The sequence below is a fragment of the Paracoccus sp. PARArs4 genome, assembly GCF_947311865.1.
Lineage (GTDB): Bacteria > Pseudomonadota > Alphaproteobacteria > Rhodobacterales > Rhodobacteraceae > Paracoccus > Paracoccus zeaxanthinifaciens.
In genome coordinates, this window is the sequence record NZ_CAMZMW010000008.1 from 60,801 (window position 1) to 75,667 (window position 14,867).

Below are 14,867 nucleotides of genomic sequence, written 5' to 3' on the forward strand. Positions count from 1 at the left end.
TGAACGCAACATTCCTGATGCCGGCACCATGCGCCCCGAGGCGCTGGTGGACGAGGCGAACGCGGCGCTTGCCGAACGCTCGCCGCAGGAACGGGTCGAATGGGCGCTGCGGCATCTGCCGGGCACCCATGTCGTCTCGTCCAGCTTCGGCGTTCAGTCGGCGGTCATGCTTCACCTCATGACCAGCTTCCGGCCCGACATCCCGGTGCTGCTGATGGATACCGGCTATCTGTTCCCGGAAACATACCGCTTCATCGACGAGCTGACGAACCGGCTGCAGCTTAACCTGCACATCTACCGCGCCGAGATGAGCCCCGCCTGGCAGGAGACCCGCTTCGGTGCCCTGTGGGAACAGGGCGAGGAAGGCATCCGCAAGTACAACACGATCAACAAGGTCGAACCGATGCAGCGCGCGCTGGAGGAGCTGGGCGTGAACACCTGGTTCACCGGCCTGCGCCGCAGCCAGTCGCAAAGCCGCGCGAACCGTCCCGTGGTCGAGCTGCAGGACGGGCGCATCAAGGTCAATCCCATCATCGACTGGACCAACCGCGACGTTCACCGCTATCTGCGCCAGCATGATCTGCCCTATCACCCACTGTGGGACGAGGGTTATGTCAGCGTGGGCGACATCCACACCACCAGGCGGCTGGAAGACGGCATGACCGAAGAGGAAACGCGCTTCTTCGGCACCACCCGCGAATGCGGCCTCCATCTCTGATCCCGCATCCTTCCGGCACCCAGACAGACCAAGGCAGACAATTCCCGTGCTTACCAACACCCTTCCCCCCGGCCTGAACCCGCTGACCCCCGAGCAGTCGACCCAGATGCAGACGCTTCTGACGACCCTGACCCCGATCCAGCAGGCCTGGATCAGCGGCTTCCTGGCCGCGACCGCAGGTGCGGCGGGGGCGACCGCCGTGCAGGCGCCTGCCCAGCAGGCCGAGAAGGCCGTGCTGACGGTGCTGTACGGGTCGCAGACCGGCAACGCCAAGCATGTCGCGCAGGACGTGGCCGCCAAGGCCAAGGCGCGCGGGCTGGACGTCAAGCTGGTGGACATGGCCGATTACAAGCCGAACCAGCTGAAGAACGAACGCTACATGGTGGTCGTCGTCTCGACCTATGGCGAGGGCGAGCCGCCCGAACCCGCGCTGAAGCTGTTCGATTTCGTTGGGTCCAAGAAGGCGCCGAAGCTGGATGGCACCAAGATCGCCGTGCTGGGCCTGGGCGATACCAGCTACGAGTTCTTCTGCAAGACCGCCGTCGATTTCGAGGAACGCCTGACGGCCCTCGGTGCGACCGTGCTGGTCGAACGCGCGCTGCTGGACGTGGATTACGACGATCACGCCGCCGCCTGGATCGACGGCACCGTCGATGCGTTCGAGCCCGACCTGAAGGCCGATGCGCAGCCCAGCAACGTCGTGCCGCTGACCCCGGGCATGGCCGCCCCCGCGCCCGCCGCGTCGCAATGGACCAAGAAGAACCCCTTCACCGCCGAGGTGAACGCCGTCCAGAAGATCACGGGCCGCGACAGCACCAAGGACGTGCGTCACCTCGAGGTGTCGCTGGAAGGTTCGGGGATCACCTATCAGGCGGGCGACTCGCTTGGGGTGTATTTCCACAACGACCCGGTCGAGGTCGACGAGACGCTGGCGCTGCTGAACCTTGACGGCGCGGCCGAGGTCACGGTCGGCGGGCAGCAGAAGACGCTGCGCGAGGCGCTGACCCAGGATCTGGAGCTGACCCAGTCCTATCCCACCTTCGTCGAGAAATTCGCCGAGGCGACCGACAACGACGCCCTGCGCAAGCTGGCCTCCGACAAGGCCGCGCTGCGCGAATACATCGCCGATCGCCAGATCTTCGACATCCTGCGCGAACACAAGGACGGCGCCACGCCGCAATCGCTGGTGGACAGCCTGCGCAAGATGCAGCCGCGGCTCTATTCCATCGCCTCGAGCCAGAAAGAGGCCGAGGACGAGGTGCACGTGACCGTCGGCGTAGTCGAATACAACGCCCATGGCCGCAACCACCTGGGCGGCGCGTCGGGCCATCTGGGCCGCCGCCTTGCCGATGCGGGCGAACTGCGCGTCTTCGTCGAGGAGAACAACAATTTCCGCCTGCCCGCCGATCCGGACGCGCCCGTCATCATGATCGGCCCCGGCACGGGCATCGCCCCCTTCCGCGCCTTCCTTCAGGATCGCGATGCGGATGGCGCGTCGGGCCGGAACTGGCTGTTCTTCGGCAACCCGCATTTCACGCAGGACTTCCTCTACCAGGTGGAACTGCAGGGCTATCTGAAATCGGGCCTGCTGACCAAGCTGGACGTGGCCTTCAGCCGCGACCAGGCCGAGAAGGTCTATGTCCAGCACCGCATCGTCGAACAGGGTGCCGAGCTGTGGAAATGGCTGGACGAGGGCGCGCATCTCTATATCTGCGGGGATGCCGACCGGATGGCCAAGGACGTCCACGACGCCCTGATCCAGGTGCTGGTCGAACATGGCAAGCACAGCGTCGAAAGCGCCGAGGCCTTCCTGGTCGAGATGCGCGACAACCGCCGCTATCAGCGCGACGTCTACTGACGACCGCGCAAGGGCACGCGGCCCGTCGTCAGGGATCGCGTGCCCCCGGTGCAATTCGGGGGGAAACGCGGGAATGGATATCGACGGCCTGCGCCTTTTCGTCCTTGCGGCCGAACTGCTGAACATCACCGCCGCGGGGCGCAGCCTTGGCATGGGCCCCGCCGTCGCCAGCGCAAGGCTGGCCAAACTGGAACAGCAGCTGGGGGTCGAGCTGCTGCACCGCACCACCCGCAAGGTGTCCCTGTCGCACGAGGGCGAGGCATTCCTGCCCTATGCCACCGAGATCCTGGCCCAGCTCGAGGCCGGATGCGCGGTTCTGGGCCATGACGCGACCGAGCCCGTCGGCACCCTGCGCTTTGCCGCGCCCAGCAGCTTCGCGCAGCGCCACATCGTGCCGCTACTGCCGATGTTCCACGACATGCACCCGGGCATCACGCTGGACCTGCGCCTGTCGGACACCCGCTTCGACCTGATCGAGGGCAGTTTCGACCTGGCCCTGCGCAGCGCGCCCCTGACCGACAGCAGCCTCAAGGGCCGCAAGCTGGCCGAGGATCCGCGCATCCTCTGCGCCTCGCCCGACTATCTTGTGCATCACGGCACCCCGTCGGGGCCGGACGACCTTGCGCGTCACCGCTTCCTGTCCTGGGGCGACCTGTCTGCGCGGGACATGACGAACGGGCAGACGACCTGGCGGCTGGACCCGAAGGCCATGAGCTGCCGTGCGATCTTCGACGACGGGGCCTCGATGCGGATCGCGACCGTCGCGGGGGCGGGCATCTCGATCAACTCGGTCTGGAGCGTGGCGCGCGAGCTGCGCGACGGCAGCTTGGTGCAGATCCTGCCCGAGTGGCGGCTGAACGACCGCTCCGTCCTGTGGCTGGTCTATCCGCGCAGCAACGTGCTGACGCCCAAGACGCGGCTGTTCATATATTTCCTGATCGCCCATCTGGACACGGGCTGGACGGACCCGCCAGCGGCAGGCTGAAGCACCGTGCGACTTCGGACGCGCCGGTATCGACCCGCCCGCCATGCGCCTCGGCCTGAAGACCATCCCCCGAGGACGTTCCCCTGACGCATCCCGTCGCGGACAGGATCATCGCCTATTGCCAAAGGCACGATCCGGGGCTTCTTCTGACGGGCGCCTGTGAAGTTTTCAGGTTCCGCAAGAATATCACCGCACCCCCGTGCTTCTGTCCCACCAAGAAAGGACCGCCATGCCCCCCACCAACGACAAGGATGCGGGCATGGCACCGCTTCGGGTCCACATCCTGGACGACTGGTTCGACACACTGCGGGGCCTGCCCTGCTTCGACCTGCTGGACGGGCACGAGGTCACTGTCTGGACCGATCACACCGATGACGAGGACGAACTGGTCCGCCGCCTTGCCGATGCCGAGGTGCTGGTCCTGTTCCGCGAACGCACCCGGATCACGCGCAGCCTGATCGCCCGCCTGCCGCGGCTTCGCATGATCTCTCAGCGCAGCGTCTATCCGCATGTGGACGTGCAGGCATGCAGCGATCACGGCGTGGTGCTGTGTTCGAACATGGGCTCGGACATGCCGTCCTATGCCGCGGCGGAACTGACCTTCGGGCTGATCCTGTCGGCCATGCGCCAGATCCCGCAGCAGATGGCATCGACCAGGGCCGGCAACTGGCAGATCGGCGTCGGGCGCACGCTGCGCGGGCGGACCCTGGGGCTGATCGGCTATGGCCGGATCGCCCGCACCGTCGCAGGCTATGCCGAGGCGTTCGGGATGAAGGTCCAGTGGTGGGCGTCCGACGAAGGCCGCGCGCGCGCAGCGGCGGACGCGTGCGACGTGGCGCCCGACCGCGCCAGCTTCTTCGCGACCAGCGATATCGTCTCGATCCATGTGCGCTTGAAGCCCGAGACGCGCGGCATGATCACCCCCGAAGACCTTGCCGCGATGCGGCCCGGGGCGGTCTTCGTGAACACCTCTCGGGCGGGGCTGATCGCGCCGGGGGCGCTGCTGGCGGCGCTGGATGCGGGGCGGCCCGGCATGGCCGCCATCGACGTCTTCGACCAGGAACCGATGCGCGACCCTTCGGACCCGCTGCTGGCGCATCCGCGCCTGATCTGCACTCCGCATATCGGCTTCGTCACCGAGGACGAGTTCGACATGCAGTTCACCGACATCTTCGAGCAGGTCCGCGCCTGGGCCGCAGGCACGCCGCTGAACGTCATCAACCCCGGCGCGCTGCCCGCCGCATGAGGCCCGCGACCACGGGCGCACCCAGGATCACCAGCACGATCCGCGTCAGGTGGTGCGCCACGACAAAGCCCAGGTCGGCCCCGGTGACGATGGCAAGGACCGTCATCTCGGCCTGACCGCCGGGGGCGAAGGCCAGGAAGGCATCGACCGGGTGCCCCACCCCCATCGAGGTCACGATCCAGGTGAAGATCGCCGCAAGGATCGCGATGACGAAGACATAGGCGACGCCCGCCATCACCACGCGGCGCAGCTCGGCCCAGGTGACGCCCACGAACTGCACCCCGATGCCGCAGCCGATCAGGAACTGCGCCGCCAGGATCGCCTCTCGCGGGGGGCGGATATGCAGCAGGCCGGTCAGCGACAGGACCATCGCGACGATCATCGGCCCCAGGATCGAGGCCCCGAACAGGCCCACCCTCTCGGCCAGCTTCCAGCCGATCAGGGCGGCGGCGACCATCAGCAGCAGCTCGATCGCGGGGATGTCGGCGGCGGGGGCGCCGATGGGGTTCGTCAGCTGCGCGCCATATCCCCATGACAGGAAGATCGGCGCCAGCGTCACGATGATCAGCACGCGCGTCCCGTGGATCAGCGACAGCGCGCGGGGATTGCCCCCGGCCTCGGTCCCGAAGATCACCATGTCCTGAAGCCCGCCCGGCATCGCGGCATAGAAGGCCGTCGCCGGATCGAAGCCCCAGATGCGGCGGAAGAACGGCACGCCGACCAGACCGATCGTCAGGATGAACAGCGGCACCAGCGCGATCGAGGTCAGCATCCGCGGCAGTTCCGCGAACAGCGCGGGCGTGATCGACGCGCCCACGGCGACCCCCAGGATCGTGCGCGCCCCCACCGACACCTGACCGAAGCCCCGCAGCGGTGCCCGCGCCAGCGCGCCGATCAGGCAGGCCAGCATCGGTCCGAACAGGAAGGGCAGCGGCAGCCCAAGGACCAGGAAGACCGCCGCGCCAAGGCTTGCAAGCCCGAGCGTGATCAGGCGATGGCGTGTACCGGACGAGAGATGCGCGATGGGCGTCATCGGGGCGATTCCCCCCTTGATTGACTTTCGATGCACCCATTCGTATACATTCGGATACAGTTACGCAAGGAGGGGTCGTTGGACGATCGCGCCGATCAGCAATATTCCGGGCCGCAGGGCAGCAGCGCCTATCAGCGGCTTCTGGGCGAAATCCGCGATGGCAGCCTGCCGCCCGGCGCGCGCCTGCGCGAAACCGAACTGGCCGAGCGGCTTGGCGTCAGCCGCACCCCCGTGCGCGAGGCGATCCGCCAGCTGGAAACGGACGGTCTGGTCACGCATGTCCCCCGCCACGGCGCGACCGTGCGGACGCTGGACTATGCCGAGGTGATGGAGCTGTACGAGATGCGCGGCGTGCTGGAAGGCACCGCCGCCCGTCTTGCCGCACGCGCCGCAGCCGAGGTCGAGCTGGACGAGCTGATCGCCCTGAACGACCGCATGGCCGCCGTCGAGAGCGGCCCCGAGGCCGCCGAGCTGAACCGACTGTTCCACGCCACGCTGCTGGACGCGGCCAAGAACCGGTTCCTTGCCCGGTCCATCGCGACGCTGCAGAAGGGTCTGCTGATCCTGGGCCCGACCACGCTGGCCGACCAGAACCGCGCCGCCGAGGCCGCCGCCGAACATGCCGCCGTCCTGGAGGCGATGCAGCAGCGCGACGGCGAAGGGGCCGAACAGGCGATGCGCGCCCATATCAGGGCCTCTCAGCGGTTGCGAATACGCGCGCTGCGCGACAGCCGCGACATGGCCGAGGAAGGCTGAAAACGCGAAGGGCCCCGGAGACGGGGCCTTTTTTCTGGCCGTCCGCCTTGTTCACAATTGCATCCACGCGTATACATTCTGCGAATCCAAGGAGAGGAGGTCCCGATGGAACAGGATCTGATCGTCGTCGGCAGCGGGAACGCCGCCCTTTGCGCAGCCATCGCCGCATCCGAGAAGGGTGCCCGCGTGCTGGTGATCGAAAAGGCCCCCGAGGACATGGCGGGCGGCAACACCAAGTATACCGCCGGCGCGATGCGCTTTGCCTATGACGGCGGCGAGGATCTGCAGGACCTCTTGCTCGACCCAAAGGACGAGCGCCTGCCCCGCACCGATTTCGGCGCCTATACCGCGCAGAAGTTCCGCGACGACCTGCTCTATTTCAACGATGGCCGCCCGCTCAGCCCGGAACAGGACAAGCTGGTCGGACGCTCGCTCGAGACGATGAAGTGGCTGGCCGGGCATGATGTGAAGTTCGAGCCGATCTATGCCCGCCAATCCTTCGAGAAGGACGGGCGGCTGGTCTTCTGGGGCGGCCTGACCCTTGCCGCCGAGGACGAGGGCGTCGGCCTGTTCGAGGCCGAACGCGCGGCCCTGCTGCGTGCCGGCGGGCGGATCGAATATGGGCTGGCCGCGCAGTCGCTGCTGGTCGAGGACGGTCAGGTCCGCGGCGTCACGGCGCGTCGCGAGGATGGCAGCACGGTCGATCTGCGCGCGCAGGGTGTCATCCTGGGCTGCGGCGGCTTCGAATCCAGCCGCGAGCTGCGCCGCGACTTCATGGGCGAGGAATGGGAGGCCGCCCGCGTCCGCGGCACGCCGCACAATACCGGTGACGGGCTGCTCATGGCGCTGGAGCTGGGTGCCGCGCGGCACGGGCTGTATTCCGGCGCGCATGCCACGCCGATGGACCGGCACATGAAGGAATACGGCAATCTCGACATCCCGCACGGGGACCGCAAGAACTATCGCAAGATCTGCTACTTCCTGGGCGTGATGGTGAATGCCGAAGGCAAGCGCTTCGTCGACGAGGGCAAGGATTTCCGCAACTACACCTATGCCCAATACGGCAAGGCGGTGCTGGACCAGCCGGGCCAGTTCGCCTGGCAGCTGTTCGACGCCAAGACCGAAGACCTGCTCTATGCCGAGTACCGTTTCCACGACGCGCATCACGTTCAGGCCGACACGATCGAGGAGCTGTGCGCCAAGCTGGAAGGCGTCGACGCCTCGGCCGCGCTGGACACCGTGCGCGCCTTCAACGCGGCGGTCGACGACGACACGCCCTTCGACCCGACGATCAAGGATGGGCGGCAGGCGCGCGGCCTGACCCCGCCGCGCAGCAACTGGGCGCAGCGGCTGGATACCCCGCCCTTCCGCGCCTATCCGGTGACGGGGGGGATCACCTTCACCTATGGCGGGCTGAAGGTGGACGACGCGGGTGCGGTCCTGCGGCCGGATGACAGCCCGATCCCCGGCCTGTTCGCCTGCGGCGAGATCGTGGGCGGCGTGTTCTTCAACGGCTATCCGGGCGGGTCGGGGCTGACCTCGGGTGCGGTCTTCGGACGGCAGGCCGGGTATGGCGCGGCGGCCAGCCTGTCGCCCGCGACCTGAGCGGCACCCGCGACGCGCCCCGATGCGGGCGCGTCACGCATTCGTTGACCGGCGGCTCATACTGAAATATTAGTGTTCCATCAATCACGGGAGGATATGATGGACCCGCTGGAACTGAGGGAGAGGATCCGCCACGGGCTGCTGTCCTTTCCCGTCACCCCCTTCGACGCCGATGACCGCTTTGCCAAGGCGCCGTTCCAGGCGCATCTGGAATGGCTGTCGCAATACCCGGTCGCGGGCCTGATCGTCGCGGGCGGCACCGGCGAGATGTTCTCGCTTGCCCCGTCGGAAATCGTCGAGGTCGTGCGCGCCACGCGCGAGGTGGCGGGCGATCAGCCGGTGCTGGCGGGCTGCGGCTATGGCGTGCGCATGGCCTGCGACCTGGCGCAGGAGATCGAGGCCGCGGGCGGCGACGGCATCCTGCTGCTGCCCCATTACCTGACCGAGGCCCCGCAGGAAGGGGTCGCAAACCGTGTCCGCGCCGTCTGCCGCGCGACGAAGATGGCGGTGATCTTCTACAATCGTGGGCAGTCGCGGATCTCGGCCCAGACGCTGGCGCAACTGTGCGAGGAATGCCCGAACCTGATCGGCTTCAAGGACGGCACCGGCGATATCGACACGGTGCGCCGGGTGACGGCTGCGATGGGGGACCGGCTGTCCTATATCGGGGGCATGCCCACGCACGAGCTGTTCGCGCAGGCCTATCGCGGGGCGGGGATGCCGACCTATTCCTCGGCGGTGTTCAACTTCGTGCCGGAAACCGCGCTGGCCTTCCACAAGGCGTTCCTTGCGGGCGACGATGCCGAATGCGAACGGCTGCTGAAGGATTTCTACTATCCCTTCGCCGCCATCCGGGATCGGCAGACGGGCTATTCGGTGTCCGCGATCAAGGCGGGCGTACGACTGCGCGGCTTCGATGCGGGCCATGTCCGCGCACCCCTGACCGATCTGGACGAGGCCGAGACCGCAATGATGCGCGACCTGATCGCGGGCCGCGCCTGAGCGATCGCCGCGCTAGCGCAGCGCGGCGATCATCCCGTCCATCTGCCGCGCCAGCAGCCAGGCATCGCCCGCGACGGCCACGAATTCGACGCCCTGATCGAAATAGCCCTGCGCAAGGTCATGCCCGTATCCCAGGATGCCCGCAGGCAGGCCCGCCGCATGGATCGCGGCGACGGCCTCGGCGATCTTGGCGCGCACCTCGGGCGCGTTGCCCTGCCCCGCGAACCCCATCGAGGCCGCAAGATCGCCCGGCCCGATGAAGATCGCATCGACCCCCGGCACGGCGGCGATCTGCGCGATATTCGCGACCGCCTCGGGCGTTTCGACCTGCACGATCACCGTCAGCTCGTCGGCATAGCGTTGCAGGTAATCGCCCTGTCGCCCGTAATTGTTCGCCCTGACCGTGGCCGAGATCCCGCGTACGCCGTGGGGGGGATAGCGGGTCCAGGCCACCGCATCCGCGGCATCCTGCGCGTCTTGGATCATCGGGAACATCAGGTTCCGCGCCCCGATATCCAGCAGGCGCTTGGTAATCACAGGCTCGGACTGGGGCGGACGCACGACCACCTCGGCCAGGCCACCCCGCGCGGCGCGCAGCTGACCGGCGATCTGCGACAGGTCGGCGGGGGCGTGTTCCATGTCGACCAGCAGCCAGTCCGCGCCGGAATGGGCCGCGATCTCGACCACGGTGGGCGAACACAGCGACAGCCAGAAGCCCGGCAGGCGGCGGCGCGCGGCCAGCGCCTGCTTGAACGGATTGGTCATGCGGCCCCCTTGCGCGCCCCGCCCAGATCCACGGGCGAGATCAGCGGCTTCCCTGCAAGGAATGACAGCAGGTTGTCGACCGCCAGATGCGCCATCGCGTCCCGCGTCTCGACCGTCCCCGAGGCGTGGTGCGGATAGTTGGTGACATTCGGCATCCGGGTCAGGCGCGGATCGGGGTTCGGCTCGTCCTCGTAGACATCCAGCGCGGCGGCCCCCAGCCGCCCGTCGCCAAGCGTGGCGATCAGCGCGTCCTGATCGACGACGGTGCCGCGCGCGACATTCACGAACAGACCCTGCGGCCCAAGCGCCTGAAGCACCTGTTCGGAAATCAGGCCGCGCGTTCCCTCGCCCCCCGCGACGATGGCGACAAGGTGGTCGCTGTCGCGGGCCAGTTGCACCAGGTCGTCCTGCTGCGGCCAGCGCAGGTCCTTGCGGCTGCGGTTCCAGAAGGCGACGGACATGCCGAAGGCCTCGGCCCGTTCCGCGATGGCGTGGCCGATCGTGCCCATGCCGACGATGCCCAGCCGCGTGCCCGACACCTTGCGCTGCAGCGGAAAGGCGCCGTCGCGGCCCCATGCGCCGCTGCGGACATGCGCCTCGGCGGGGACCAGCCCGCGACGCGCGGCAAGGATCAGCATGATTGCCGTATCGGCCACGTCGTCGCGCAGCGCCTGCGAGGTGTTGGTCAGCGCGATCCCGCGTTCCGCCAGCGCCTGCGTGTCGAACGCGTCGTATCCGGCGGACGAGCAGGTCACCAGTTCCAGATCCGGCATCGCCTGAAGCATGGCACGCGTCAGCGGCACATGCCCGTTCGTCACGAGGACGCGGCAGCCCGGCCCGTGATCGCGCAGGAACCCGTCGCGATCCTCGGTCAGGTCCCATCGCTGCAGGTCGTGATCGCGCGCCAGCCGCTCCATCGCGGCGGGGCGCAGGGTCGTCATCACCATCACCCTGGGTTTGCCGGTCACCTCTGCCCCCTTACCTGCCATTGGCCTTGCGCCATTCGGCAAAGGCTGCCTGGTGGCGGTCCTGCGTGCAAGGATACAGCCCGATGATCGCCTCGCCGTCCTTGACCCGGTCGATGACGAAATCCTCGTAGGCGGTCATCTCGACGGCCTCGTCCGCGATCTCGGCGGCCAGATCGGCGGGGATGACGATCACGCAATCGCCGTCGCCCACGATGATGTCGCCCGGAAAGACCGGCGCGTCGCCGCAGCCGATGGGCACGTCGATCTCGATCGCCTCGTGCAGGGTCAGGTTCGTCGGGCTGGAGGGCCGCTGGTGATAGACGGGCATGTCGATCCCCGCGATGGTGGCCGCATCGCGAAACCCGCCATCTGTGACCGCACCCGCCGCGCCGCGCATCATCAGCCGCGTCAGCAGGATGTCGCCCGCCGTCGCGGCGCGCGCGTCCTTGCGGCTGTCCATGACCAGCACATGCCCCGGCGGGCAGGTCTCGATCGCGACGCGCTGCGGGTGTTCGGGGTTGCGGAACTCGGACAGCTGGTTGCGGTCCTCTCGGGCGGGCATGTAGCGCAGGGTGAAGGCCGGGCCGACCATGTTGCGGCCCTTGTGGCCGATGGGGTGGACCCCCTGGATCACCTGCTGGCGCAGGCCGCGCTTGTACAGCGCGGTGGCCAGCGTTGCGACCGAGACATCCATCAGCTTCTGGCGGATCGTTTCATCCATGGGCAGTCCCTCAGCTCAGGTCGGCAGGCAGGATCGCCGCCGGGATATTCTGGAAACAGACCGGCCGCAGGAAGCGCCGGATCGACAGGGTGCCGACGCTGGTCGCGCCGAAATTCGTGCTGGCAGGGTAAGGACCGCCATGCACCATCGTGTCCGACACCTCGACCCCGGTCGGAAAGCCGTTGGCAAGCACGCGCCCGGCCTTGCGTTCCAGCACCGGCAGCAGGCGGCGGCCCAGATCGGCATCAGCGTCGTCCAGGTGCAGCGTCGCGGTCAGCTGCCCCTCGAAGCTGCGGGCCACCTGCAGCATCTGGTCGGCATCGCGGACCGTCACGATCACGCCAAGCGGGCCGAACACCTCTTCGGACAGGGCGTGGTTGCCCATCCAATCCTCGGCAGAGACGCGGAACAGGTTGGGACGCGCCTCGCGCCCCTCGCAGGTCGAGGTGACCAGATCGCGGATACCCGCCTGCCCCGCCACGCGGGCCGCGCCATCGCGATAGGCGTCGGCGATGCCGTCGGTCAGCATCACCTGGGCCCCCGATTGCGACAGCGCCTGCGCTGCCGAATGGGCGAAGGCATCGGCATCCGCGCCCTCGATCACCACGGTGATGCCGGGATTGGTGCAGAACTGCCCCGCGCCCATCGTCAGGCTGGCCGCCCAGCCCGCGCCCAGATCGGCCCCGCGTGCGGACAGCGTGGCCGGCAGCAGGAACATCGGGTTCACGCTGCCCAGCTCGCCGAAGAACGGGATCGGCTCGGGGCGCTGCGCGCACAGGTCGAACAGCGCGCGCCCCCCGGCCAGCGATCCGGTAAAGCCCACCGCCTTGATCAGCGGATGCTGGACCAGCGCCTGCCCCACGTCGCGCTTGCCCCCCTGCACAAGGCTGAAGATGCCCGCGGGCATGCCGGTGTCGCGGATGGCCTCGGCAACGGCATCGGCCACGATCTCGGCGGTGCCGGGATGGGCGCCGTGGCCCTTGACCACGACCGGACAGCCCGCGGCCAGCGCCGCCGCCGTGTCCCCACCCGCGGTCGAGAAAGCCAGCGGAAAGTTCGAGGCCCCGAAGACCGCGACCGGCCCGATGGGACGCTGGATCATCCGCAGGTCGGGGCGCGGCAGGGGCTGACGGTCGGGCAGCGCCGCGTCATGGCGCCGGTCGAGATAGTCGCCCTTCAGGATGTGATCCGCGAACAGTCGCAGCTGCCCCGTGGTGCGGCCGCGTTCGCCCTGCAGCCGCGCCTCGGGCAGGCCGGTTTCCTGCGTGCCGATCAGCGTGATCGCATCGGCCCGCGCTTCGATCCGGTCGGCGATGGCGTTCAGCAGCCGCGCCCGATCCTCACGAGAGGTCGCGGCGAACGCGTCGAAGGCATCCTCGGCGGCGCGGCAGGCGCGATCCACCAGATCGGGCGTGCCGACCGCGAAGGAATGTGCCGGCCCATGCGCGGGCGAGGACTGGAACTGACGGTCGCCGCCTATCCGTTCGCCTGCGATCAGGTGCTTTCCATGGGGGGTGAAGGTCTGGTCTTTCATCGCTGTGATCCTTTCGTCGGCTCAGCCGCGCCCGATGAAGGGCATGGTCGTGGCCATGACGGTCATGAACTGGACATTGGCCTGCGGGGGCATGCGCATCATGTGCAGGACCGAGGACGCGACCTGCGCCACGTCCATCATCGGCTCGGGGCGGATCGCGCCGTCGGCCTGGGGGACGCCCTCGGTCTGGTGCTGCGACATCTCGGTCAGGGCATTGCCGATGTCGATCTGGCCGCAGGCGATGCCGAAGGCACGCCCGTCCAGCGACAGGCTGCGGGTCATGCCCGTGACGGCGTGCTTGGACGCGGTATAGGCGATCGACCCCGGACGCGGCACATGCGCCGAGATCGAGCCGTTGTTGACGATCCGCCCGCCCTGCGGGTCCTGCGCCCGCATCCGGCGGAACGCGGCGCGTGCGCAGAGGAACATCCCGGTGACGTTCGTGTCGATGACGCGGCGCCAGTCCTCCAGCGCGATTTGGTCGATGCTGACGGATTTCAGGCCGACACCCGCATTGTTGAACAGCCCGTCGATCCGGCCCCATTCGCGGGCGGCGCGGTCGAAGGCGGCATCGACCTGCCCCTCGTCCGTGACATCGCAGGGCAGGATCAGTGCGCCCGCATGGCCTGCGGCGGCTTCGGTCAGCGCATCCTCGCGCCGGCCGATCAGGCCCACGCGCCAGCCGTCCTCCAGGAATGCCCGCGCGGTCGCGCGCCCGATGCCGGCGGATGCGCCGGTGACGATGATCGTCCCGCTCATGCCAGGCCCGCCTTGCGCAAAAAGGCCATCATCCGCGCCGACTGATCACCGGTCAGCGGCCAGGCCGAGGGCGGGCGCGTCGGGCCGCAATCCATGCCCGTCGCCTGCAGCGCCGCCTTGACGCCGGTCACGTTGGTGCCGTTCAGCTCCTCGGCGCGGATATCCTCGAAGGCGCGCATCTCGGCGATCAGGGCGTTGGCGCGGGGATAGTCGCCCGCCTCGAGCGCGGCATGGATCGCCATCGAGCGTTCCGGCCAGATGTTGATCAGCCCCGAGGTGAAGCCCCGCGCCCCCACGGCATAGAGCGCGGGCGCCCAGACCTCGGCCAGGCCGCCGACCCAGACGATGGCGGGGTCGCAGGCGGCCTTGGCCTCGGCCAGCTTCAGCGGGTTGGGGGTCGCCCATTTGACGCCGCGCACACCCGGCAGCGCGCACAGATCCGCGATGGCCGCCGTTCCGATGGCGTCGTTGCGCAGATACAGCATCATCGGCAGCCCGCCGCTGGCATCGCTGATGGCGCGGATGTAATCGACCGTGCCGCGCGGGCTTACGAAGGGATCGGGCGGCTGGTGGATCATCAGCGCCGCCGCCCCCGCATCCGCGGATGCCCGCGCAAGGCGGCAGGCATCGCGCAGGCCCCGCCCGACGCCCGCCAGCAGGGGCGCGCGGGGACCCACCATGGCCGCCACCTCGCGCGCCATGGTGCAGGCCTCGTCCGTGGTCAGGGCATAGAATTCACCGGTATTGCCGTTCACGACCGGGATATGCATCCCCGCCCCCAGCGCGCGGTCGATGATGGGCTGCAGGCGGTCGGGCGCGATCTCGCCCGCGTCGTCATAGGGCGTGACGAGAATGCCCGAGATGCCGGTCAGCGCGGTGTCCAGATCGTGTCGTCCCTTGGCGGACTGGTCCATGTG

At 68.4% G+C, this 14,867-nt stretch carries 14 protein-coding genes; 7 read left to right on the forward strand and 7 right to left on the reverse strand.

From position 1 onward, the window contains the following. Positions 1 to 28: 28 nt before the first annotated feature. The 4 genes from QMZ16_RS08405 to QMZ16_RS08420 all read left to right on the forward strand — a co-directional run bounded on the left by QMZ16_RS08405 (position 29) and on the right by QMZ16_RS08420 (position 4,807). Positions 29 to 718, forward strand: coding sequence for a phosphoadenylyl-sulfate reductase (locus QMZ16_RS08405; protein WP_342662143.1), 690 nt, complete (start codon positions 29 to 31; stop codon positions 716 to 718). Positions 719 to 764: 46 nt separating this feature from the next. After that, positions 765 to 2,576, forward strand: coding sequence for an assimilatory sulfite reductase (NADPH) flavoprotein subunit (locus QMZ16_RS08410; RefSeq protein ID WP_282602902.1), 1,812 nt, complete (start codon positions 765 to 767; stop codon positions 2,574 to 2,576). Between the two features lie 73 nt (positions 2,577 to 2,649). Next, positions 2,650 to 3,561: a LysR family transcriptional regulator gene (locus QMZ16_RS08415; protein ID WP_282602903.1), complete on the forward strand. Its 912-nt coding sequence runs from the start codon at positions 2,650 to 2,652 to the stop codon at positions 3,559 to 3,561. A 229-nt stretch (positions 3,562 to 3,790) separates the two neighbouring features. After that, on the forward strand, positions 3,791 to 4,807 hold the full coding sequence (locus tag QMZ16_RS08420; RefSeq protein ID WP_282602904.1) for a D-2-hydroxyacid dehydrogenase family protein: 1,017 nt from the start codon (positions 3,791 to 3,793) through the stop codon (positions 4,805 to 4,807). On the opposite strand, the gene QMZ16_RS08425 is transcribed toward QMZ16_RS08420, so the two are convergent. Continuing rightward, the gene (locus QMZ16_RS08425) at positions 4,779 to 5,840 is read right to left on the reverse strand and encodes an AbrB family transcriptional regulator (RefSeq protein ID WP_282602905.1); all 1,062 of its coding nucleotides are present in this window, start codon (positions 5,838 to 5,840) and stop codon (positions 4,779 to 4,781) included. The two genes, QMZ16_RS08420 and QMZ16_RS08425, sit on opposite strands and share 29 nt — an antisense overlap. Before the next feature lie 78 nt (positions 5,841 to 5,918). On the opposite strand from QMZ16_RS08425, the gene QMZ16_RS08430 reads away from it, so the two are divergent. The 3 genes from QMZ16_RS08430 (at position 5,919) to QMZ16_RS08440 (ending at position 9,203) form a co-directional block, all read left to right on the forward strand. Continuing rightward, positions 5,919 to 6,596, forward strand: a complete 678-nt coding sequence (locus QMZ16_RS08430) for a GntR family transcriptional regulator (protein WP_282602906.1) — start codon at positions 5,919 to 5,921, stop codon at positions 6,594 to 6,596. A gap of 105 nt (positions 6,597 to 6,701) precedes the next feature. Continuing rightward, a complete protein-coding gene (tcuA, locus tag QMZ16_RS08435; protein WP_282602907.1) occupies positions 6,702 to 8,201 on the forward strand; it encodes an FAD-dependent tricarballylate dehydrogenase TcuA in 1,500 nt (499 codons plus the stop codon). A 99-nt stretch (positions 8,202 to 8,300) separates the two neighbouring features. Beyond that, positions 8,301 to 9,203, forward strand: a complete 903-nt coding sequence (locus tag QMZ16_RS08440) for a 5-dehydro-4-deoxyglucarate dehydratase (RefSeq protein WP_282602908.1) — start codon at positions 8,301 to 8,303, stop codon at positions 9,201 to 9,203. A 12-nt stretch (positions 9,204 to 9,215) separates the two neighbouring features. On the opposite strand, the gene QMZ16_RS08445 is transcribed toward QMZ16_RS08440, so the two are convergent. The 6 genes from QMZ16_RS08445 to QMZ16_RS08470 are packed head-to-tail and all read right to left on the reverse strand — an operon-like array spanning position 9,216 to position 14,864. After that, complete coding sequence (locus QMZ16_RS08445; protein WP_282602909.1) at positions 9,216 to 9,968, reverse strand: aldolase/citrate lyase family protein; 753 nt, start codon at positions 9,966 to 9,968, stop codon at positions 9,216 to 9,218. Further along, a complete protein-coding gene (locus QMZ16_RS08450; protein WP_282602910.1) occupies positions 9,965 to 10,936 on the reverse strand; it encodes a 2-hydroxyacid dehydrogenase in 972 nt (323 codons plus the stop codon). Before QMZ16_RS08450 ends, QMZ16_RS08445 begins: the two co-directional genes overlap by 4 nt. Before the next feature lie 10 nt (positions 10,937 to 10,946). Next, positions 10,947 to 11,657 (reverse strand): ribonuclease activity regulator RraA, encoded by a 711-nt coding sequence (locus QMZ16_RS08455; RefSeq protein ID WP_090733779.1) that lies wholly within the window; start codon positions 11,655 to 11,657, stop codon positions 10,947 to 10,949. 10 nt (positions 11,658 to 11,667) lie between these two features. After that, entirely contained in the window at positions 11,668 to 13,191 is a 1,524-nt protein-coding gene (locus tag QMZ16_RS08460; RefSeq protein WP_282602911.1) for an aldehyde dehydrogenase (NADP(+)), read from the reverse strand. 21 nt (positions 13,192 to 13,212) lie between these two features. Further along, positions 13,213 to 13,950: an SDR family oxidoreductase gene (locus QMZ16_RS08465; RefSeq protein WP_282602912.1), complete on the reverse strand. Its 738-nt coding sequence runs from the start codon at positions 13,948 to 13,950 to the stop codon at positions 13,213 to 13,215. Further along, positions 13,947 to 14,864 carry a dihydrodipicolinate synthase family protein gene (locus QMZ16_RS08470; RefSeq protein ID WP_282602913.1) on the reverse strand — a complete coding sequence of 306 codons (918 nt, stop codon included), beginning with the start codon at positions 14,862 to 14,864 and terminating at the stop codon, positions 13,947 to 13,949. The genes QMZ16_RS08465 and QMZ16_RS08470 overlap by 4 nt, the downstream gene beginning before the upstream one ends. Positions 14,865 to 14,867 lie beyond the last annotated feature (3 nt).

What these genes read in the sequence shown, in the direction of transcription:
- QMZ16_RS08405 (WP_342662143.1), top strand. Translation starts at nt 29, where the DNA reads ATGCGCCCCGAGGCGCTGGTGGACGAGGCGAACGCGGCGCTTGCCGAA.
- QMZ16_RS08415 (WP_282602903.1), top strand. Translation starts at nt 2,650, where the DNA reads ATGGATATCGACGGCCTGCGCCTTTTCGTCCTTGCGGCCGAACTGCTG.
- QMZ16_RS08420 (WP_282602904.1), top strand. Translation starts at nt 3,791, where the DNA reads ATGCCCCCCACCAACGACAAGGATGCGGGCATGGCACCGCTTCGGGTC.
- QMZ16_RS08425 (WP_282602905.1), bottom strand. Translation starts at nt 5,840, where the DNA reads ATGACGCCCATCGCGCATCTCTCGTCCGGTACACGCCATCGCCTGATC.
- tcuA (WP_282602907.1), top strand. Translation starts at nt 6,702, where the DNA reads ATGGAACAGGATCTGATCGTCGTCGGCAGCGGGAACGCCGCCCTTTGC.
- QMZ16_RS08440 (WP_282602908.1), top strand. Translation starts at nt 8,301, where the DNA reads ATGGACCCGCTGGAACTGAGGGAGAGGATCCGCCACGGGCTGCTGTCC.
- QMZ16_RS08445 (WP_282602909.1), bottom strand. Translation starts at nt 9,968, where the DNA reads ATGACCAATCCGTTCAAGCAGGCGCTGGCCGCGCGCCGCCGCCTGCCG.
- QMZ16_RS08455 (WP_090733779.1), bottom strand. Translation starts at nt 11,657, where the DNA reads ATGGATGAAACGATCCGCCAGAAGCTGATGGATGTCTCGGTCGCAACG.
- QMZ16_RS08460 (WP_282602911.1), bottom strand. Translation starts at nt 13,191, where the DNA reads ATGAAAGACCAGACCTTCACCCCCCATGGAAAGCACCTGATCGCAGGC.
- QMZ16_RS08465 (WP_282602912.1), bottom strand. Translation starts at nt 13,950, where the DNA reads ATGAGCGGGACGATCATCGTCACCGGCGCATCCGCCGGCATCGGGCGC.
- QMZ16_RS08470 (WP_282602913.1), bottom strand. Translation starts at nt 14,864, where the DNA reads ATGGACCAGTCCGCCAAGGGACGACACGATCTGGACACCGCGCTGACC.